The sequence below is a fragment of the Paenibacillus sp. Y5S-9 genome (genome assembly GCF_036894235.1).
Classification (GTDB): domain Bacteria; phylum Bacillota; class Bacilli; order Paenibacillales; family Paenibacillaceae; genus Paenibacillus.
In genome coordinates this window covers 1597680-1618161 of the sequence record NZ_CP145887.1, presented here as the reverse complement: position 1 = coordinate 1618161, position 20482 = coordinate 1597680, and the positions used below count along the sequence as shown (strand labels likewise).

Genomic DNA, 20482 nt, shown 5'->3' with positions numbered 1-20482 from the left:
ATGAAATTATTTGCCACAGATTTAGATGGAACTTTGTTGAACATAGATAGCCAGATTAGCCCGGAGAACGCCGCAGCCATCCAAAAGGCCCAGCAATCCGGTATGAAGGTTACCATTGCTACAGGACGCGTCTATTCCGATGTTGTGACCATCAGCCGCGAAGGCGGAATCAAAACCCCAATTATCGGCTCTAACGGAGCGACAATTCATGATGCAGACGGTGAACGTTTATTCCATCTTCCGCTTGAGCGTGATACAGCAGCTTCCGTCATGCAGTGGCTGGAAGATCATGATGTCTATTATGAGGCTTCAACGCAACAAGGCATCTATGCCCCGCGTAGCAGTCATGAGACCTTGCTCGCCGAGATGGAACGTGTTCTTGGTTCGAACCCTGGTGAGGACATTGCACGCATGATTCGCTCCATCAAGAAACACTATGACAAAAAAGACTACCACCGCGTAAACAGCCATCTCGAAATTCCGGCAGAAGCCTACATCTATAATATTATGGCCTTCTCCATGAATCCGGATAAAGTAAAGACAGGACGAGAATACTTCGCTTCCCGATCCGATGTCGCCATGGTTGTATCCTTTGAGCATAACTTCGAAATGCAGCACCCGGACGTATCCAAAGGTAATGCCCTCACCAAACTGGCGGCTCACCTGAACATCTCCATGGAAGATACAGTAGCAATCGGCGATAACTTCAACGATGTCTCCATGTTAAAAATGGCAGGACTCGGCATCGCCATGGGTAATGGCGAACCCGAAATCCAGGCATTAGCCAAAGCCATAACGCTAACCAATGTGGAGCACGGTGTTGCCCATGCCATCGAGTGCCTGCTTGAGGGTAAACCGGTGGCTCGTCCGGAAACGATTGTCGGAGAAGGTCAGTAATTGAACCCATACTGAATTAAGCACTGAACCTGCATGGTCGCCTATTGATCCATGCAGGTTCTCTTCATTTTAATTCCGCAGATCGAACGTGAGGCACGTCCTGTAACAAAATAATCAGTTGCTCGCCCCGGTATGAACCCGGCAGTTGCAACGTGAACTCAAGAACAGTCTCTTCCACGGAGTCTGTGCTTGTTTGCTGTTCTGTCTTAAATCCGATGACCGAGATTTTCTCCTGCCCCAGCAGTGCCAAAACAGTCTTCAGGGCCTCTCCCTCATTTTGCAGATGGATGGTTAAAGTCTCTGTTCGGGCGGATACCAGCCAGCGTGTAGGTCTATGCAGTAACATCTGTGCCACGACAATAAGCAGCGTCACGCCTGCACCCGTCCAATACAGACCTGAACCCACGGCAAGTCCCATGCCCGCTGTAGCCCATATGCCAGCTGCTGTGGTTAATCCCCTGACCGTGTGACGCTGTGTGAAGATCATGCCCGCTCCAATGAACCCCACACCGCTAACGACTTGTGCAGCGATCCTTGAAGGGTCAAGGGACAGATTGTCCCAGCCAGCCTGATCCTGGAATCCGTATTTGGACACAATCATCATCAGGGCAGCACCAACGGCGACCACAAAATGAGTACGGATACCCGCCTCTTTCATTCGATTCTTGCGCTCATATCCGATTAGCACACCACATATTCCAGCTATGAGTACACGCATCAAATATTCCACTTCCATGCACATCACCTCTTTCATTATGTATATGCTTACATGAGTCTATCTTTACTATTACCCAATCTTTCACTGACCATATAAGTTGAACTAAAGATTATTTACACTGGCACTACGATGACAGAACAACCTTCCAATCGCTGTTATCCCCAGATTTTTTCTATTCCCTTTCCTAAAGGGGAAATCCGGTGATAGCGTATGCTTCCGATGTAGCTTTCTTTCAGAAAGCTTTTAGGCGAGTGTGTGCTTTCGAAGTAGCTTTCTTTCAGAAAGCTTTTAGCTTCGCTTTTTCAGTTTTTTTCTGTCCTCTCCGTTATCGTGTAAATGATTAATTCATCTTTTATAATAAAAAGCCTCTACTCAGGTCAATTCTCTGCCCGAAAATTGCCCCCTTGTCTCTCTCCCAATCCGTAATAATGTCTGAAATTATATATCAGCGGATGCCATTCTTCTGGATTAATCTTGTTCGGTCCAGATATTAGCCTTGTGTGCGCGTGCACCTTCACCGCTTTCACTTCCACAATCGCCATGAACGGTGTATGTTCGGGAATACGTATGTGTTGTACAGCCGCTTCAATCTGGAGCGGACATTCAGCTATTTTATCTGGAGCCACCTGAACCGATGATTCAGATGTCAGTCCAGCTACGGTGAATTTATCATGACAATATTCATAGCCCATCTGCCTTTTCTCCTCAGGAACCGGGCTAACTCCCGTATAACGACCCAATGCCTCAACCTGTTTCCACATAGTCGCATCCGGCAAATTAATTACACACTCCGGGTGTCGACTCAGATTTTCATAGGCTTTGCCCTGTATACCTAGACCAAGAACCAGACAGTCCCCAAGCGCCCAAGACGAAGATAATGGTGACAGGTTAGTTGATCCATCCTCATTTAATGTACTTAGCAGCAATACAGGCGTACCATAATATAAAATACTGGGATTAATCGTTTCATGTTGAATCACTTCCGGACTCTCGAATAACTGCTCTGTAGCAAAGTCCTGTTTCGTTATCTTTTTCATCCTGTACCTCTCCTGTTCCCATTTCAATGATTTATAAGCTCAATCTGACCCATATGGGACGATACAACTGGATTGTAATACAGTAATAGTTCAGATATGATCGAAGTATGAATGTATATCCGAATATTACTGTTATTGCGTCGTTAATCGCTGATCCAAGCCGCGCTATTTTTCTGTCATCCTTACTGGATGGCCGTGCGTTGCCCGCAGGTGAGCTTGCTCATATGGCAAGTGTCACTCCCCAGACGGCAAGCAGCCATCTAGCTAAACTTGTAGAGGGAGGATTACTTGAAGTTGAACAACAAGGACGCCATCGATACTACCGTCTTGCAAACAAAGAAATTGCTAATCTGATTGAAACGATGGCCAGTATTGCTCCGCCTGTACAGATCCGTTCTCTCAAACAATCCAATCAGCTTCAACAACTGAGCCATGCACGGACCTGTTATGGTCATCTGGCCGGGAAATTGGGAATCTCGCTCTGTGAAGCGTTAGTACAGAAGGGGTATCTTTCAGAGCCCGAAGAGGCACACAGCAAGGATTATCAAGTTACAGAGAAAGGAATACAGTGGTTCACTACGTTCGGAATTGAACTTCAGATGAAGCCGGGATCACGCCGGGCCATCGCTCGCAAATGTCTGGATTGGAGCGAACGCCGTCATCATCTCTCAGGTATGCTTGGGGAACAACTCAGACATCGGTTAGCGGAACTGGACTGGATTCGTCAAAAAACAGGAAGTCGCTCTGTCGAAGTAACGGAAGCAGGCAAGAAAGGTTTATATGAGATGTTGAGCATTTCACTTTAGGCTGAAGCGTACACGAGGGATAACCAAAGATCAGTAAACGCAAAAAATCCCCTTCACACTGACCGTTAACCGGTCTAATGTGAAGAGGATTTTTTGTGCAATCAGAACGGAGAAAGAGGGGTACTCTCACTTCGTTCGAGACTGCGAAGTATTGCTGACGAAGCTTATGCTCCGACGAACCTTTAGGGTTCTCATCCCTTTGCAGAGAAGTTTAATTCAGAACGGAGAGAGAGGGATTCGAACCCTCGCACCGCTTACGCAGTCTAACCCCTTAGCAGAGGGTCCCCTTATAGCCACTTGGGTATCTCTCCAAGAAATGGCTCCCCGAACAGGGCTCGAACCTGTGACAACTCGATTAACAGTCGAGTGCTCTACCAACTGAGCTATCAGGGAAAATTAACTTGAATAAGATTAATTTATCATGATTAATAATCCAAGTCAACATCCCTTCCATCACTTTCTCTAATACATTGAATGATACACACATCAGATATTCTGAAGGCCCAGTTTTCCCGCGCAACGACCACAGCGATAACGCTTCGGATCTATTTTCCGTTTGCGCAAATATTCCGTACCACAGCTCTTGCACACCAGCTTATAACGATATGGCAGCGGCTTTCTGCCTTTGCCGTCAGGAAGTGATTGGCAGTAACGCGAGCCGCCTACCTTCTGCAATAAAGCCTTGAATTCCGGGTCACGATGCTGATAGCCGCGCCCACGAATATGCAGATGATAGTGACACAGCTCATGTTTGATGATTTTCTCAACCTCATCTCGCCCATAGGCTTCGAGTTGATGCGGATTGATCTCAATCCGGTGACTTTTGAGCATATAACGCCCACCCGTCGTGGTCAGGCGACTGTTAAACAACGCTTCATGGGTGAACGGTACTCCGAAATGATCCAGTGATACCTGTTCGATCCATTGTTGCAATTCCTCATTTTCCATCGGTATCCTCTCCTTGCACCCCCTCGGAGCATTTGTTTTTCCGGCATAATACTTGAATTTTAACCGTTTCGTAGGCTACACTGTCAAGTAGAATGTATGAGGGGAGATTATTACTCGTTATGCCTACAATGCGCTATGTCATCCTGCAGCAGGAACAACAATTGCAGTTCGTGGAAATGCCGGCAGATTACGCCTATCAACTCAGTGCGCTCAACCTGCGCCTGCACAAGGAAATTGATAAACTCACTGCAGCAGATGTCCCTGTCCTGCCTTGGGCGATCGCCGAATGTGACAGCCTCGATCTCCTAAACGAAAATCTTACTATCATCGGCGGCCTTGATTATATCAATGCGCTTGAAGAATCTTTTGCAGCACTACGTGAAAGCCATTATCCTTTGATTTCTCTGCTTACCGAAATCCGGGCTCTTCAGGCCCAATTGGAACAATGGTATGAAGAAGAGATGGAAGCTCTCTAATTCACCGCAGTATCATTTTATAATGATGAGAACGAAAAGCACATCTCCCTGAATTGGGATTTGTGCTTTTTTTGAGTGAAAAAGATTGATTTGCCGGAGGGCCTCCACTTATCCCGCACAGTCCAGGCTATTGCCACATATGCTAACGTACAGATGAATTATGCAAGAGGAGGAGATACCCTTGCCTCAATGGCTTTGCAATCAACTGATGCGTGCATTTCACAAAAAGGACAGCCGGCAAATCAAGTTGCTGAACGAATGCTGGTTCTTTTATCGTAACAAACCAGCAAATGGCACACCACGCAGCGCGGAGAACGAACTTTAAGAGGTTGTTCATAAAAGTCTGCATCGGATTACGAAGGATGGCCTTTTGAACACGCACTTTAAGAAAATGCACATATTGCCCACCGTACTTACTAGAGGAATTAGAACGAACAACGGGACTATTACTGTCGACAACAAACAGCCTTCCTGGTTAGGGAAGGCTGTTCTCCAATCTTATTACTTAAGAAGTCTGTTGCGCAGAAGCAGGCTTCTTCATCGTAAGGCCGACACGGCCTTTTTTGGTATCCACATTCATAACCCAGACCGTTACATTATCCCCGACAGATACAACATCCATCGGGTGTTTAACATATCCGTTGCTGAGCTGTGAAATATGGACAAGCCCATCACTCTTAATTCCAATATCAACAAAGGCACCAAAATCAATTACGTTCCGAACTGTACCTTGCAGCTCCATGCCTTCTACCAGATCCTCAATTTTCAATACATCTGTACGGAAGATTGGCAACGGCATTTCTTCACGCGGGTCACGACCCGGACGCTGCAAGCTGTCCAGAATGTCACGCAATGTAGGCACACCTACGTCCAGTTTCACAGCCAATTGCTCTGGCTGTTGCTCTGACAGTAATACCGATAGTTCCTTACTGCCCAGCTTGTCCAGTGCAACCTGAAGCTCCTTGAACAGCTGATCCACAACCTTGTAAGACTCAGGGTGAATAGGTGTACGATCCAATGGATTCTCGCCCTCACCAATACGCATAAATCCTACGCACTGCTCATAGGTTTTGGCACCCAGACGTGGCACCTTCTGAAGCTGACGGCGGTTCGTAAACCGGCCATTTTCTTCGCGGTACTTCACAATGTTTTTGGCAATCGTAGCGTTAACTCCGGCAACATATGACAGCAACGAAGGTGATGCCGTATTCACGTCCACACCCACATGGTTAACTGCGGATTCCACGACAGCCTTCAGGCTTTCTTCCAGAATCTTCTGGGATACATCATGCTGATATTGACCCACACCAATGGCTTTTGGATCAATCTTAACCAACTCCGCAAGCGGGTCTTGTACCCGGCGTGCAATGGAAGCAGCACTGCGCTCCGCAACATCCAGATCCGGGAACTCTTCCTGGGCCAGCTTGGATGCAGAATACACACTCGCACCTGCTTCGTTAACGATCAGGTACACAAGACTTTCATCACCGTTCTCCTGAATGATCTCGGCAACAAACTGCTCCGTTTCACGCGATCCGGTACCATTACCAATGACGATCAGTCCGATATCATATTGCTTGATCATGCGATGGAATACTTCCGCAGCTTCACGTTTCTTGTTGTGTGGTGGCGTTGGGTAGGTCACCGCCACTTCCAGCAACTTGCCCGTATCATCTACTACAGCCAGTTTACAGCCGGTACGATAGGCCGGATCGACACCCAGCACACGTTTGCCATGAATCGGCGGTTGAAGCAACAGGTTACGCAGATTGGCCGAGAATACCGATATGGCCTGATTTTCACCCTTTTCCGTGAGTTCTCCACGAACTTCGCGCTCAATGGAAGGCGCAATAAGCCGCTTGTATGCATCTTCAATCACATCACGCAGGATATCCTGCACGGCAGAAGCACCACGAATGATCTGTCCTTCCATATGGCGATGGGCCGGTTCTGCCTGTACGTCCAGGCCGACTTTCAGAATACTCTCACGTTCACCGCGATTAATCGCGAGAATACGGTGTGGAGGCATCTTTTTGGCTAGTTCGCGGTAATCATAATAATTCTCGTACACGGATTCCTCTTGAGCATCCTTCGCTTCTGAAGTCAACATCCCGTGATCCAAGGTGTACCGACGAATCCAGGCACGAATGGCAGCATCATCTGCGATATTCTCAGCGAGAATGTCTTTGGCTCCCTGAAGTGCCGACTCCGCATCTTCTACACCCAGTTCAGCATTGATATATTTCGCAGCTTCCTGGAGTACATCGCCTTGTTTCGGTTGACCCCAGATCCATACAGCAAGGGGTTCAAGACCTTTTTCCTTGGCCACACTGGCACGCGTTTTCCGCTTCTGACGGTAAGGTCGATACAAGTCTTCCACTTCCTGCAGCTTCACAGCCTGCGTAATGGATTGCTTCAGTTCTCCGGTCAGTTTGCCCTGTTCCTCTATAATACGGATGACTTCCAATTTGCGATCCTCAAGATTGCGCAGATAAACAATGCGTTCTTCAATCGATCGCAGCTGGTTCTCATCCAGCTCTCCAGTCATTTCTTTACGGTAGCGGGCGATAAATGGAATCGTATTGCCTTCGTCCAGAAGCTCCGACGTTGTACGGACCTGCTTCAAGGACAGTGACAGTTCCTTGGCTACCTGTTTGATGATTCGTTCATGGCGTTCTGCCTTTATTGTTTCTTCATTGGGTTCCAGAACCGTTTCCTGTTCAGACAAAATAAATCCCTCTTTCCTTCCTGAATCGTTCGTTACAATCATTTCAGGGCAGCTTTGCTGCTGTAATTACAGTATAGTTAAACCATTTGTTTCTTCCACTCTACCCTATATTATCACAAAATCACGTCCAGATTTCCATCAATCCGCAAGCATACAAGTTCTGACAGAGTCATGTTATCCTCCAGCCTTCCCCATTACGTCAAAAAAAGACCGAAAAACGTCATCACGACGCTCCCCGGTCCTTCCTTTTTTTAAAACTTTATATGCAATTGCAGTCTAGACGCGCTCGAACCGGAACATCTCGCTCAGATAGTCTCCTGATGTGCTGCCTACCGAAATACCGCCATACATAAGAGCATCGCCGGTAAAGGTCTCTGATCCGCCTTTCAGACGGTAATCCGCATTAGGGTCCAATCCTTTCAGCTTCAGCCGCTGAAGTGGCGCATTAGGCTCAGAGAGCACGCGGAAGTAGAATACAACGGCTTCGCTTCCGTCCGGTGCAATAAACATCCACGCTGTCTCATTGCCTTCAAACGGACTGAGCAAGCGACGGAATGTTCCATACTGAACCGTTCCACGAATCTCTTTATACAGTTCAACCTGGGCTTTCACGATGTTGTTCTCTTCCTCCGTGAATTTTGTCAGGTCCAGCTCGTACCCGAAGTTGCCTGACATCGCAACATGTCCCCGAATCTCAAGCGAAGTGATCCGGTTGACCTGATGATTCGGTACCGCTGAGATATGTGATCCCATCGAACTTACCGGGTACACAAGACTGGTACCGTATTGAATCCGCAGGCGGGATATTGCATCCGTGTTATCACTTGTCCACGTCTGTGGCATGTAATACAGCATACCTGGATCGAAGCGGCCACCACCACCTGAACAGCTCTCGAACAGAATGTTCGGGAACGCCGAAGTGATTCGTTCCATGACGTCATACAGTCCGAGCATGTAACGATGCGCTGTCTCACGCTGTCTATCTGCCGGTAGCAACGCAGAACCCACTTCCGTCATATTGCGGTTCATGTCCCATTTCACATAAGTGATTGGTGCAGAACCAAGTACGTCTGTTAACATGCGCACAATCTCATCACGTACATCCTGACGAGAGAAGTCGAGTACCAGTTGTTGACGTCCTTCTGTCCGGCGACGATCAGGCACATGCAGACACCAGTCTGGGTGCGCACGGTACAACTCACTGTCTGGTGAGATCATCTCAGGCTCAAACCACAATCCGAACTGCATGTCCAGACCTGTTACCCGGTTAGCCAGATCATCCAGACCCTGTGGCAATTTGTTCTTATCTACAATCCAGTCGCCCAACGAGGAGTTGTCACTGTCCCGATGTCCAAACCAGCCATCATCCAAGACAAACAGCTCAATACCCAGCTTCTGTCCGGCACGAGCGATTTGTTCAATCTTGTCCGCATTGAATCCAAAGTAAGTCGCTTCCCAGTTATTGACCAAAACCGGACGTTCCGCATTACGGAACTTACCACGCGCAAGACGCTCCCGATACAATTCGTGGTAGGACTGTGACATGCCGTCCAAACCTGCAGCCGAGTACACCATAACCGTCTCAGGTGTCTGGAACGCTTCCTGTGGCTCCAACTTCCAGCTGAACTCAAACGGGTTGATCCCGAGTGATACACGGGTGGTGTGGAACTGATCCACTTCAGCCTGTGCAGTGAAGCTACCGCTATAGACGAGACTGAATCCGTAGACTTCACCCTGATCTTCGTCCGTACCTGGTGTCATCAGCGCAATAAATGGATTCTGCTGGTGACTGCTTGAACCACGACGGCTCTCAATTCCTTGCAGTCCTGAAGCAAGCGGTCTACGAACAATATCACGTTCCCGTGTCCATGCACCTGACAATTGCAACAATTCATAATCCGCATGCGGGAAATCAACAGATGAACTGAGCGCACGCACCACATTCACTGAGGTAGCGCTCTCATTAACGATACGCATTGAGCGTGTAATTGCATTAAATGCCGTAAAGGCTGTATAGGAAAGCTCGATTTTGATGCCTGCAACGCGGTCTTCCAACTCAATAACCAACGTCTCTGCTTCTTCATCAGATTCAACATACGTTGCTGGTAATCCAGTAAGCGCTGCCTTTCCTTTGATCAATCGATGACCTGTATACGTAAACTCTGAAACCGTTGAGCCATTCTCAAGTTCCAATTGGATTGCAGGATTACGGAAATCACTCGTGCCATACACTGGCAATTCCACTGGCAACGTATCGAATGAGATCGTACGATCCTCTGGCACAGGGTTAGGGCTAAAGGACGCTCGTTCTGTCCGTACATGCAACCAGCTCAGATCGGTGTCGCGTAATTTTTTGCCATAATACAAATGCACCAAATATCCTGAAGGCAGTACCTGAAATACGTAACTGGCCTCACGGGTCTGTAAATGAAATTGAAGTTTCTCCTGATTGATGTAAATGCTCATATGTCTCCTCCACCTCTATATATAGGTCTTTCGGGTAAACGGTTTCTCAGGTTTCATTATAGCGAAAAGATCGCCAATGTTCTACGCTTTCATCAAGCTTTAATCAAAAGAGCGCATAACAGCCCGAAGGATGTCATACGCTCTTTTGGTTACAGTCTGAATTCAGTGTGTTCCCTTACAGGAACATCCATTGCCAACGGACGGCAGGGCAGCGTACAAGACGCTGGTTACTGCCTAAAAATCGATTAAACCAAGGCTGATCTGTAAGGCTTCGTTGACCAATTTCATGGTCTCCTCGTCCAGATGGGTAATCTTGTCAGTCAGCCTCTGCTTATCAATCGTCCGTATTTGTTCGAGCAAAATAACCGAGTCCCGGTCAAAGCCATGTGCCGCCGCATCAATTTCAACATGCGTTGGCAGCTTTGCCTTCTGAATCTGGGCGGTGATAGCCGCCACTATACAAGTTGGACTGAACCGGTTGCCGATATCATTCTGGATCACCAGAACCGGCCTGACTCCACCTTGCTCGGAACCGACAACGGGAGAAAGATCCGCAAAAAAAACGTCACCACGTTTTACGATCAATGTCTACACCCCGCTAACTAAGCGGTCCAGAGTGCTGTCCGCATCTTCCTCCGCATGAAAGGCTTCGGATGCCATGGTCAGATTAATTTTTGCCATCTCCATGTACCCTCGCTGCATCGTTTCACGGATGTAACGTTTCTTACGCTCCGTTAAATACAGCTTCATAGCCTGCCTAATCAATTCGCTGCGGTTGGAATTCTCCAGCGCTACGATGCCATCCACTTCCTGCAAAAGATAATCAGGTAAACTGATCATGATCCGCTTGGTGTTCTGCAAGTTGGCCACCTTTCTTCCACCCCCACAAACCTTTCGCCATTGTGAACCAGTATTACGTTTTTCCAGAACTTTTATACAAAGGAATATATATGCCCCGAGTATATCAAGTATGCTGTACTCCATTATAAACACGGGGAACAATATTCGTACAGACCAAACATCTCAATTCAGGAATTAAATCCTTACCGTCATACATAATTCGAGATGCTCCGACAGTTTTCCTTCTGTTCTGAAAAAAAGTTTATTGGTAATGACGTCCAGTTTAACTATCAGGATGTCAAAAGTGGATTGATTCTGGCGACTACTGCTCCCCCGCGGGTATATACCCGCGGAATGCGGTGCGCCATCATGCAGATCACCTCATAAGCAATTGTACCGAGCTGGATTGCCACCTCGTCTGCGGTTATTACGCCACCAGACTGATGACCGATGAGGACAACCTCTTCGCCGACTTGAATTTCTTCCGCCTCTTCCGCGAAAGATTGTAACGACACCATACACTGATCCATGCAGATCGTACCGACGACAGGGACGCGGCGGCCGCGTACAAGCACTTGTGCTTTACCTGTCAGCATTCTGGAGAATCCGTCTGCATATCCGATCGGCAGGGTCGCTATTCGTTCGTAACCTTGCGTAAAATAACGGGTTCCGTAACTGATCCCCCAATGGGGTGGCAGTGTTTTGACCAGAACCGCTTTTGTCTTCAGCGTCAATACCGGGGATAGCTTCACCACCTGATGATTCACCTCAGCCGAAGGATACAGTCCGTACAGGCTTATTCCCACACGTACCATGTCATAGGACAATTCCGGTGTATCAATGGCAGCGGCGCTGTTCGCCGTATGTATAATCGGGATGGAACATCCCTGATCCCTGAGCGCATGAACCACGCCTTGGAACCGTCTATACTGCTCCAGTGTATAGGTTTTGTCTTCTTCATCTGCTCTGGCAAAATGGGTAAACATGCCTTCCAGCATCACCTGATTGAGCGAAGCTACTTCCTGAATGAAAGCCAATGCCTCATCGCCAGGCAACAGACCTAATCGGCCCATACCGCTGTCGATTTTAATATGAACCTTCAGTTTGTTAGCGAATGTGCTCGCATCCAGATGTCGAATGGCGTCAAGCACTTCCCTGCTGAACAGTGTGACGGTCACATCATGTTGCCATGCAACAGCGATCCCTTCAGGCGGCGTATAACCCAATACCAGAATTGGAATCGTAATCCCATGTTGTCGCAGTTCCAGAGCTTCGTCAAGAAAAGCCACACTTAAGTAATCCACACCCACTCGTTCCAGTTCCCTAGCCGTCTCCACCGCTCCGTGTCCATAGGCATTGGCCTTCACACAGGCGAGGAATTTCATGCCCTGAGGCAATGCCTCGCGGAAAGCTTCTACGTTAGTACACAAATGATCCAAATTGATGTCCGCTTGGGTCGGCCGATATTGTCCTTGCACGTTAAGTCACCTTCTCTAATCATCTTAATCCGGCTCACGTCAAACTCCATCGTAATGCTCCAGCATGTGACTGTCAAATGAACCGAAGTTTCGCATTCAAAAACAGATGTAAGGTGCGCCGTTTGAGGAACAAATGCGAACACAGAAGAAGACCAATAAGCGAGATTGGCAGGGCTAAATTCCACTTTCCCACCCCAGCAAAATCTGCTTATATCGATTATTTACCCGGTTCCCTCTGCGTAGAAGCGCATTTTGCATTATTGGGTGTATTGAGTAAGAAAAACGGCGCCAGATGAATACCTGTCTTACATCAAAGCAAAGCACCGGAGAACGGGTCTCCGATGCTTCTTAGCATTCCTTATGTTTATGCTACTATTCGTTCATTCGTTCAAAAATCATTTGCCTGACTCTTCCTGCATCGATGTTGCAATGCGTACCATTTCGTTCTGAGGCAGGTCTGCACTGGTGATCCGATACTCTATACCATCTGTCATCCATGTCAGTGTCTGCAACGCATCTCCGCTGATCATCCCCAGTGTGAATCCAAGATCCACTACACTGGATGGAGCAAGCGATACGGCTCGATCCTGCGGTCTGGCTTCGAATATCGTGTAATTATATGTTCCTTCATAACGAAGCATAACCGAATAGTCCCCAGCCTCTTCCAGAATCTGATCATCCTTGAGCTGCACACCTTCTGGCGCATAAGTCGGCTGAATTACACCAAAACTGTCTGCCCCTTCCGGCTCTGCAAGCGTTGGTTCTTCGCCTTCCTGACCTGTTGCAGCACCCTCTGTACCTTGCTGCTCTGTGTCACCACCTACACCCGACTGTCCATCAGTAACGGCTCCATCAGGTTCAGGCGCTGTCTGAGGATTGGCAGGTTCTTTACCACCCTCACCTGTTTGCTCCGCAGGAGTTACACCAGAATCCGTTCCTGTTTTGCCGCCTTCTTCTGTATTGGCTGTCATGTTACGTTGCATGTCAAAGGCATCTTTCTCAAATTCAGTCCCGAATTTGAAGGAGTCAAATTTCACATCGACCACAACATTGGCATTGGAGTCGGATACCTCCACCTGTTTAGGTGCGTAATCCGATTTGTTCAGCCAGATTTTCTGTCTGACAAGTGCGTGTGTATTATAATTGGCAGCTACATCAAAAACATAGCTCTCCTTCTCATCCGCAAACTGACGGGTTGTATCCCCCGTAATGCTACGAATCAATGTTTCATAGAGATATACCTGTCCCTGATTATCTGGCCAATTGCTCTGAAAACGGAAGCTTTTGTTCTGGCTCGGTGTCAAAACAAATACGCCTTCATCGTTACGCAGTACAATCTGTGTTACATCCTTTTTGGCATTCGTTAACGCAATACGATAATAGGAAGGCTTCTGATGCCATACCTCGACCTTGTACTGCTGCGGCGTATCTCCGGTATGCAGCGTCATCACGCCTGCCCCCTGGTAACTTTCCATCTCTCCTACGACTTCGTTCAGATCTTTGACCACAGCTGCCGCATCCTTCTTCCCGCAGGCGGCAAGTAAGGCCGATAAGACCAATACCATGGCAAGCATCCATGATATTCGGCGCATGACATCATCCCCTTTAGCACATGTTTTCACTTCAGGATTGTGCTTGCAGCAGAACCCCTACTTGATTAGTACATGTTATGAGGGACTTGTTCGATATATGCGGACTAGTTTGACAAGCAATCGGTGAAGTCCGTTAATACGGCATTGCTACGCAAAATCAGTCTCGGGGAGGATGTTAACTTTATCCAGAAAAGGCATAGTGAATTGTAGGATATTATTCGTTTTGTTGAATATTGGGAGGGAAAAGGTATGACGAAAACAAAGCTTCGCACATCACTGGAAGGACTGGATGAATTCATCGACGAGCAGCTTCGATTATGGAATGGTGTCGGCACAGCGGTGGCTGTGATTCATAAGGATGAAGTCATCTGGCAAAAAGGCTACGGTTATCGTGACCTGGAGTCCAAACTTGAAGTTACCCCTAATACGTTGTTTGCCATCGGTTCAAGTACCAAAGCCTTTACCGCAGCAACCGCTGCTCTGCTTGTGGATCAGGGGATACTGGACTGGGATACCCCTGTGAAGTCGTATATGAAAGACTTCAAGATGTTCGATACGGTCGCAACAGAACGTCTCACTATTCGCGACATGTTGTGTCATCGCTCCGGTCTTCCAAGGCATGAGTTGGTATGGTACAACTCCCCACGCACAAGAGAAGAACTTGTTCGTACATTACAGTATCTGGAGCCAAATCAAGATTTCCGAAACAAATGGCAGTATCAGAACCTGATGTACATGACGGCAGGTTATCTGGTTGGACAATTGAAAGAAAATTCGTGGGAAGAGGTTGTTCAAAAGTCTCTATTTGACCCACTAGGTATGAACTCAAGCCTATTCTCTGTCGATGAGATGCAGCTTCAGACTGACTATGCCTGTCCTTATATAGAGAAAGATGGTCAGAATATTAGAACTCCTTTTCGAGCCATCGATACCATAGGACCCGCTGGTTCCATTAACAGTAATCTAGTCGATATGATTGCATGGCTTCAGTTCCAATTGCATTCAGGAGAATGGAAAGGAATATCATTGATCTCTAAGGAACAGATGAAGGTTATGCACAGTCCTCAGATGGCTTTTGATTCACCATTCAACAGCAAAGAGCTGCCTGTGGGTACATATGGTCTGGGCTGGATGATTGAGCCATATCGTGGACATGCCATGATTCATCATGGTGGGGCTATTGATGGCTTCGCATCACAGGTTGCCTTTTTGCCAGAGGAGCAGATCGGGATCGTAGTACTGAGCAATACCAACGGAAGTGTTATTCCATATACGGTTGCTTTTCATATCATGGACCGACTGCTTGGATTGGAACCCGTCAATTGGAGTTCCAGAATGAGCAAATTAATGGGGAAAGAATCAGCAGAAACGGAGACTAATCCGGAGAATCCTTTGGAAGTACCTATTCAGCCAGACTCTGCCGTTGAGGAAAAAGTTGAAGAACCTCACATTACACCTTGTGATCGTCCTCTCATCACTTATGCAGGTATTTACACGAATCCTGGTTATGGCGAGATGTCTATTAAGGAAACATCGGACGGGTTACAAGCAACCTTTAACGCCATCGAAATGCCTATGGAATACACCGGAAAAGATACGTTTTCCGTCGAATTTGTGTTATTCGGTCTGAAGATCACATATACGTTCACCCTGAATGAATCATCAGAAGTTGCACAATCCATTTCCATTCCTTTGTTACTTGAGCCGGGTGCAAAGCCTATTGAATTCATTAGGGTTTCGTAAATGATCAGAACCTATATAAATTAAACTAATGAATGTTTACACTGGTCACTCCGATGACAGAACAACCTTCTGATCGCTGTTATCCCCAGATTTCTTTGATTTCTTTTCATAAAGGGAAAATCCGGGGATAAAGGCGAACGCTCTGCTTCTTCAGGTTATTTCTGTCCTCTCCGTTTTGTATCAATGTTTAATTCAATTTATATAGAGAACACTTGCTTCATTTACGTTGTGGTAGCCCTACCTACCACAACGGAATATACACCGGATAACTCGCATCCTCTTCCTCGGCACCAGGTCTTCTCTTCACCCACAATCGGCGCAGATCAGGCAGACCATAACCCGCAACACGATAATCTCTCAGCGAATCATGATGGGCGTGTTCTTCCTTGAAGCTGTACGTGGGCAGAAGCAATGCCTCCTGAATCAGTCGATCTTCTAGCCGAATCAATCTATTCAACCGCTCCGCAGGTTCCTGGATCATGACCACTCGTCCACATTCCTGTTCCAGTTCATATCTCCAGTAATTATTCATCGCAATCAGGAATAATGTGTTCTGAAAGGTATACATCGTCACCAGACTCAGCACGATATGATCATCGAACACTTCTCCCGTATAGATCAGATCACAATCCCTGAATCCATCTTGATAGACTGCATGGACCGGGTCTCCCGGCATAATGTTAATATGTAGGCCAATCTGGTTACATCTCTCTGCAAACCAGACCATGTCTGCCTCCATCTTTTCTCCTTCTTCCACCCACAGAGATAACATCTGCCCTTGGTAAGAGCTACGACGTAATAATGCTGAGGCCCGCGCCAGTGAGGTCTCGACAGAAAGTACTGTTTCAGGTGTGACCGAACCATCCGGTTGTTCCGAATGTTGTTTCCATGGCTCCCCTTGATCCACATGCTCCGTTAGATGCCGTTGCTGTGCTCTTCCTCGAATTAAACTATAAGCAGGCTGTGTGTTCGTGCTTCCGAGTGCTTCCCACAACTCCTGCACATTCAATAGCTGTTGAACAGCCCGGCGAAAATTCACATCATGCTGCGGCCCTTCCTTTTGCATATTAAACGTCATATACGCACCGCCCTGCATCTCATGCTGTACAGCACGAGGTTGTGCATCCGGAAATAAATCATGTTTGATGATGGACTCCGCTTTGCCCGAGTGGGGGAGCTGCCACACTTCAACACGATCCACATAAGCCCGCCCTTTGAAATAAGCAAGGAACACCTCAAGCACAAGCAGCTTCGAATCATGACGAGTCAATCGATAAGGTCCAGTGCCAATCGGATGAAGCGGGTTCATCTCCACATCTCTCGGCAAGATCGATGCAGACATACTACTCATCAGATCCGGGAACATGAAGTTGGGTTTATTCAACACAAAACGTACAGTCAACTGGTCATACACCTCTATGCTCTCAATGGAACCAAACAGAGGCCTGCACGGATTACTCTTGTCAGAGATAATACGATCAAAGGTAAACTTGACGTCCTCGGCATCCAGTATCCTTCCATGATGAAAAGGTATGCCTTTGTGCAGATAAAAGGTCCATTCCCTTCCACCCGCTTGACTCTCCCATGCCATAGCCAGGCCCGGCTCACAGACTTCGCGTTCAGCATTATAACGAACCAAACGATCAAAGACCTCTGCAATAATGAATACTTCTCCCCACATCCCCGTCTGCGTTGGGTCGAGAGTCTTAAAAGGTGTATTCTGCGGAATTCGCAATGTATCCACTCGGCCTCTGTCCCCTTCATTCGAACGCAGACCGAATTGATGCTGCATTTGTTGCATCAGATGTTCTCGCATCGGTATTGGCAAGGTAGCGGCCAGTTCATAGGCATCCTCCATCCTGTTGCCATTCAGTAGATAGTCGAACCGTTCATGCGCCACTTCAAGCAACGGGACGTAAAATACCAGCATCGATTTTTTGCCTCTGCCACGCTGAGGGTTCCATCTGACCCATCCGTTCTCCTTGAATTTGTTCATAATGAGGTTCATGTTGCGCATAGTACAACATAAAAAATCGGCGAGTTCACCTACTGTTGTATGTACTTCTTGTTCATCATGCACATGTGGAAAGTTTAACCGCAGTTGAATGTAATGTTCTGATACGTCCATATATGCCCTACCTTCTTCTCATTCTAAATTTCTATCTAATAATTTCCTTCTTCATTCTGCTAAAATACGAAATCTTCCTGGTTGCTTCTACAGTTTTTCTTCAGGTTTTCCTCCATTATACTCAGTAACATCAACATGAACAGTGGGAAGGAAGAAAAACGACTTATGAAATACGCTGATCTGCACCCTAACATCAGGATACGAATCATTACTGATTTTTTCACCGATTTGACCCAGAAGTCCATCATTCCATTCATGGCGATCTATCTGAGTATTCAGATTGGCGCAGGTATGGCGGGGGTATTACTGACGGTCAATATTGTGGCTTCCATGATTGTTGGATTGTGGGCAGGATATTGGTCTGATCGAATTGGACGGAAGAAATTGATGGTGATCGCACAAAGTCTCCAAGTCATGGCTCTACTCGGCTTGGCCATCGCAAATTCACCGTGGATGGATTCGATCATTGTCACTTGTCTCATGTTTCTGCTCAGCAGTCTCAGTTCAGGGATCACAGTGCCGATAGCTAATGCCATGATTGTTGACGTGAGCAGTGAACATGAACGTCATTATGTATATGGGTTGCAATATTGGACAACAAACGTTGCTGTAACCTTTGGCGCACTGATGGGCGGGCTATTATTCGAATCATTTCGTTTCCTATTGTTCAGTCTGGTATGCCTAGAAAGTATAGCTACCCTGTTTATTTTGATCTTTATGATTCGTGAAACAATGTATAAACGCGTGTACGATTGTGAAGATCAATCCAATAATTCCGGCCCATCCACCAGAGCATTGGAGGCCGATGCTCCCATCCAGAGGAACATACTGAAAACGTACTGGGCCGTCTTTCAGGACAAACGTTTCATGATATTTTTCACGGCTACTGTACTTGCAGTCTCCCTGGAATTTCAGTTGGATAAATACATCGCTGTTCGTCTAAAAAAAGAATTCACCTCTCAACTGTTCGGCTCAGATATCTCAGGTTTGCATATGTTCAGCCTAATCATGGTCATCAACACCGTACTGGTCGCCTTGGTTGCCATTCCATTCTCCAAATGGATAGGTCGCTTCCAGTCCCGATCTATCATGACTGTCGGTTTGCTCCTCTATACCGCAGGTTTCACCGTACTTGCTTTCAGCAACTGGGCCTGGTTACTTATCTTCTCCGCTATATTGCTGACCATTGGAGAATTGATGTACGCCCCTGTTCGTCTGGTCATGCTCGCGGGTATGATTCCAGATTCGGAACGTGCTGCCTATATGGCTGCTGACGGGTTGAGTTATAACGTTGCTGCCCTCCTCGGCAGTATTGGGTTAACTATTGGAGCCTTTCTGCCCTCCTATGCGATGGCTGGTCTGTATATCCTGATGGGGCTTGGAGCGCTCATCTTTTTCCGAATGTTACTTCGGAAGTCAGAGGAACAGAATCAACATCTGCCGTGTGCAGATGCATCTTGATTTCACTTTTCTGGCAACTTTTCGGACAACAAAATAATCATCCTAGGGAGCCCAGCAGGCTCTCTTTTTCATGACCAACCTCATCGCATACAGGTAAATTATTATTAACATTTTGTATATTATAGTTTACATTTAGTCATATATCATGTACATTAGGTTCATGGAGGTGAGCAAGTGGAAGAATTACACAATCACGTTCGGGAGTTACGAGCCAGAGACCGGCTATCCCAAGCGGAACTGGCCAAACTCATTGGTGCATCCCGTCAAACCATTGCCCTGATTGAGCGTGGAGATTACTCTCCGTCGGTCGTTCTGGCACTAAAAATAGCACATGTATTTCGTGAACCTGTCGAAAAACTCTTTGAACTGAAAGGTGGAGAATAAAATGAAAAATTCATCATCCTCGTCCATCAAAAAGCGGTTGCGTCTTCCCTTGTATGCAGCAGGTGGCGCTGTAGTTGGTTTTCTGGGAGCTAGCGGAGTCAGTAAACTCCCTTCTGACTTGAACTGGACGCTGTCTGTGTATTATGACTATGATCTTTTATTCGCAATACTGGCGGCTCTTGTGGTAGTTATGACGGTGTGGAACATCTTCAGTCTCTCCCGCACGCCATCTGTCCCTCCCATGGAAGATGATGCTTATGGAGATTCCGATTCACTCATCTCTCCCGCAGAGCGCTCCCTTGGGAAAGCGATGATCCTCAGCGGATTCAGCGTTATTCTTGCGTTTACCTGGGCAGCACTCGCCTTGTCCTTATATGCATCCAACCGAACCATGCCGAATTCTCCAGAACTGTTTAACCTCTTGAATCTCGTTGCTTCGTGTATCTCCATTATCATCGTTGTGGTCGTGCAAACTCTGACTGTGAAGCGATACAACCGTTATTATCCTGAACGCACTCTGGATCTGAACTCGCGCAATATGAAGAAGGATCATTTTGAGAAGCTGGATGAAGGCGAGAAATGGCTTGTGTATCGCGCAGCCTATCGTTCTTTTCAGATGATGAATGTACTTCTTGGTGTCGGAATGGTCTCTATGGTTCTATATTCGATGCTCTTTACCTTTGCTCCATTCCCAATTGTAATGCTCTCTGTGATCTGGATTGCCAACATTGGAATCTATTATCGTGAAACCTATCGTGCGAGTAATCAGTAATACATGGG

Annotated in this window: 18 protein-coding genes and 2 tRNA genes; 8 read left to right on the top strand and 12 right to left on the bottom strand. The window is 47.0% G+C overall.

The genetic code is table 11. From position 1 onward, the window contains the following. A complete protein-coding gene (locus V6669_RS07060) occupies window positions 1–897 on the top strand; it encodes a Cof-type HAD-IIB family hydrolase (protein WP_338592179.1) in 897 nt (298 codons plus the stop codon). Window positions 898–961: 64 nt separating this feature from the next. Here V6669_RS07060 and V6669_RS07055 read toward each other — a convergent pair whose 3' ends face one another. Further along, on the bottom strand, window positions 962–1633 hold the full coding sequence (locus tag V6669_RS07055; RefSeq protein ID WP_017690026.1) for an MgtC/SapB family protein: 672 nt from the start codon (window positions 1631–1633) through the stop codon (window positions 962–964). A gap of 359 nt (window positions 1634–1992) precedes the next feature. After that, the gene (locus tag V6669_RS07050; protein ID WP_338592177.1) at window positions 1993–2652 is read right to left on the bottom strand and encodes a flavin reductase family protein; all 660 of its coding nucleotides are present in this window, start codon (window positions 2650–2652) and stop codon (window positions 1993–1995) included. Window positions 2653–2759: 107 nt separating this feature from the next. On the opposite strand from V6669_RS07050, the gene V6669_RS07045 reads away from it, so the two are divergent. Then, window positions 2760–3458 carry a winged helix-turn-helix domain-containing protein gene (locus tag V6669_RS07045; RefSeq protein WP_338592174.1) on the top strand — a complete coding sequence of 233 codons (699 nt, stop codon included), beginning with the start codon at window positions 2760–2762 and terminating at the stop codon, window positions 3456–3458. Between the two features lie 222 nt (window positions 3459–3680). Here V6669_RS07045 and V6669_RS07040 read toward each other — a convergent pair. The 3 genes from V6669_RS07040 to V6669_RS07030 all read right to left on the bottom strand — a co-directional run bounded on the left by V6669_RS07040 (window position 3681) and on the right by V6669_RS07030 (window position 4406). Next, window positions 3681–3769, bottom strand: a tRNA-Ser gene (locus V6669_RS07040). A gap of 6 nt (window positions 3770–3775) precedes the next feature. After that, window positions 3776–3851, bottom strand: a tRNA-Asn gene (locus V6669_RS07035). Window positions 3852–3944: 93 nt separating this feature from the next. Beyond that, window positions 3945–4406: a SprT family protein gene (locus V6669_RS07030; RefSeq protein ID WP_036669054.1), complete on the bottom strand. Its 462-nt coding sequence runs from the start codon at window positions 4404–4406 to the stop codon at window positions 3945–3947. A 119-nt stretch (window positions 4407–4525) separates the two neighbouring features. On the opposite strand from V6669_RS07030, the gene V6669_RS07025 reads away from it, so the two are divergent. Together V6669_RS07025 and cmpA are read left to right on the top strand one after the other, a co-directional pair. Beyond that, complete coding sequence (locus tag V6669_RS07025) at window positions 4526–4882, top strand: hypothetical protein (RefSeq protein WP_017690032.1); 357 nt, start codon at window positions 4526–4528, stop codon at window positions 4880–4882. Between the two features lie 181 nt (window positions 4883–5063). Next, window positions 5064–5207, top strand: coding sequence for a cortex morphogenetic protein CmpA (cmpA, locus tag V6669_RS07020; protein ID WP_017690033.1), 144 nt, complete (start codon window positions 5064–5066; stop codon window positions 5205–5207). 180 nt (window positions 5208–5387) lie between these two features. On the opposite strand, the gene V6669_RS07015 is transcribed toward cmpA, so the two are convergent. The 6 genes from V6669_RS07015 to V6669_RS06990 all read right to left on the bottom strand — a co-directional run bounded on the left by V6669_RS07015 (window position 5388) and on the right by V6669_RS06990 (window position 13986). Then, window positions 5388–7610, bottom strand: coding sequence for a Tex family protein (locus V6669_RS07015; protein ID WP_338592166.1), 2223 nt, complete (start codon window positions 7608–7610; stop codon window positions 5388–5390). Between the two features lie 276 nt (window positions 7611–7886). Beyond that, window positions 7887–10076, bottom strand: coding sequence for an alpha-galactosidase (locus V6669_RS07010; RefSeq protein ID WP_338592163.1), 2190 nt, complete (start codon window positions 10074–10076; stop codon window positions 7887–7889). A gap of 234 nt (window positions 10077–10310) precedes the next feature. Beyond that, a complete protein-coding gene (locus tag V6669_RS07005; protein ID WP_024630714.1) occupies window positions 10311–10661 on the bottom strand; it encodes a type II toxin-antitoxin system PemK/MazF family toxin in 351 nt (116 codons plus the stop codon). 3 nt (window positions 10662–10664) lie between these two features. Next, entirely contained in the window at window positions 10665–10946 is a 282-nt protein-coding gene (locus V6669_RS07000; RefSeq protein ID WP_017690037.1) for a ribbon-helix-helix protein, CopG family, read from the bottom strand. Window positions 10947–11206: 260 nt separating this feature from the next. After that, entirely contained in the window at window positions 11207–12394 is a 1188-nt protein-coding gene (gene alr / locus V6669_RS06995) for an alanine racemase (RefSeq protein ID WP_338592159.1), read from the bottom strand. Window positions 12395–12789: 395 nt separating this feature from the next. Beyond that, window positions 12790–13986, bottom strand: coding sequence for a DUF4367 domain-containing protein (locus tag V6669_RS06990; RefSeq protein WP_338592156.1), 1197 nt, complete (start codon window positions 13984–13986; stop codon window positions 12790–12792). A gap of 249 nt (window positions 13987–14235) precedes the next feature. On the opposite strand from V6669_RS06990, the gene V6669_RS06985 reads away from it, so the two are divergent. After that, window positions 14236–15729 carry a serine hydrolase gene (locus V6669_RS06985; protein WP_338592154.1) on the top strand — a complete coding sequence of 498 codons (1494 nt, stop codon included), beginning with the start codon at window positions 14236–14238 and terminating at the stop codon, window positions 15727–15729. Between the two features lie 241 nt (window positions 15730–15970). Here V6669_RS06985 and V6669_RS06980 read toward each other — a convergent pair whose 3' ends face one another. Continuing rightward, the gene (locus V6669_RS06980) at window positions 15971–17857 is read right to left on the bottom strand and encodes an ABC transporter substrate-binding protein (protein ID WP_338592151.1); all 1887 of its coding nucleotides are present in this window, start codon (window positions 17855–17857) and stop codon (window positions 15971–15973) included. 165 nt (window positions 17858–18022) lie between these two features. Here V6669_RS06980 and V6669_RS06975 point away from each other — a divergent pair, with 165 nt between their 5' ends. The 3 genes from V6669_RS06975 to V6669_RS06965 all read left to right on the top strand — a co-directional run bounded on the left by V6669_RS06975 (window position 18023) and on the right by V6669_RS06965 (window position 20474). Then, window positions 18023–19318 (top strand): MFS transporter, encoded by a 1296-nt coding sequence (locus V6669_RS06975; protein ID WP_338592149.1) that lies wholly within the window; start codon window positions 18023–18025, stop codon window positions 19316–19318. A gap of 174 nt (window positions 19319–19492) precedes the next feature. Then, window positions 19493–19702, top strand: coding sequence for a helix-turn-helix transcriptional regulator (locus V6669_RS06970; protein WP_338592147.1), 210 nt, complete (start codon window positions 19493–19495; stop codon window positions 19700–19702). Between the two features lies 1 nt (window position 19703). Beyond that, complete coding sequence (locus V6669_RS06965) at window positions 19704–20474, top strand: DUF3169 family protein (RefSeq protein ID WP_338592144.1); 771 nt, start codon at window positions 19704–19706, stop codon at window positions 20472–20474. Window positions 20475–20482 lie beyond the last annotated feature (8 nt).

What these genes read in the sequence shown, in the direction of transcription:
- V6669_RS07050 (WP_338592177.1), bottom strand. Translation starts at nt 2,652, where the DNA reads ATGAAAAAGATAACGAAACAGGACTTTGCTACAGAGCAGTTATTCGAG.
- V6669_RS06985 (WP_338592154.1), top strand. Translation starts at nt 14,236, where the DNA reads ATGACGAAAACAAAGCTTCGCACATCACTGGAAGGACTGGATGAATTC.
- V6669_RS07045 (WP_338592174.1), top strand. Translation starts at nt 2,760, where the DNA reads ATGAATGTATATCCGAATATTACTGTTATTGCGTCGTTAATCGCTGAT.
- V6669_RS06980 (WP_338592151.1), bottom strand. Translation starts at nt 17,857, where the DNA reads ATGGACGTATCAGAACATTACATTCAACTGCGGTTAAACTTTCCACAT.
- V6669_RS06990 (WP_338592156.1), bottom strand. Translation starts at nt 13,986, where the DNA reads ATGCGCCGAATATCATGGATGCTTGCCATGGTATTGGTCTTATCGGCC.
- V6669_RS06965 (WP_338592144.1), top strand. Translation starts at nt 19,704, where the DNA reads ATGAAAAATTCATCATCCTCGTCCATCAAAAAGCGGTTGCGTCTTCCC.
- V6669_RS07025 (WP_017690032.1), top strand. Translation starts at nt 4,526, where the DNA reads ATGCCTACAATGCGCTATGTCATCCTGCAGCAGGAACAACAATTGCAG.
- V6669_RS06975 (WP_338592149.1), top strand. Translation starts at nt 18,023, where the DNA reads ATGAAATACGCTGATCTGCACCCTAACATCAGGATACGAATCATTACT.
- V6669_RS07055 (WP_017690026.1), bottom strand. Translation starts at nt 1,633, where the DNA reads ATGGAAGTGGAATATTTGATGCGTGTACTCATAGCTGGAATATGTGGT.
- V6669_RS07060 (WP_338592179.1), top strand. Translation starts at nt 1, where the DNA reads ATGAAATTATTTGCCACAGATTTAGATGGAACTTTGTTGAACATAGAT.
- V6669_RS07030 (WP_036669054.1), bottom strand. Translation starts at nt 4,406, where the DNA reads ATGGAAAATGAGGAATTGCAACAATGGATCGAACAGGTATCACTGGAT.
- V6669_RS07010 (WP_338592163.1), bottom strand. Translation starts at nt 10,076, where the DNA reads ATGAGCATTTACATCAATCAGGAGAAACTTCAATTTCATTTACAGACC.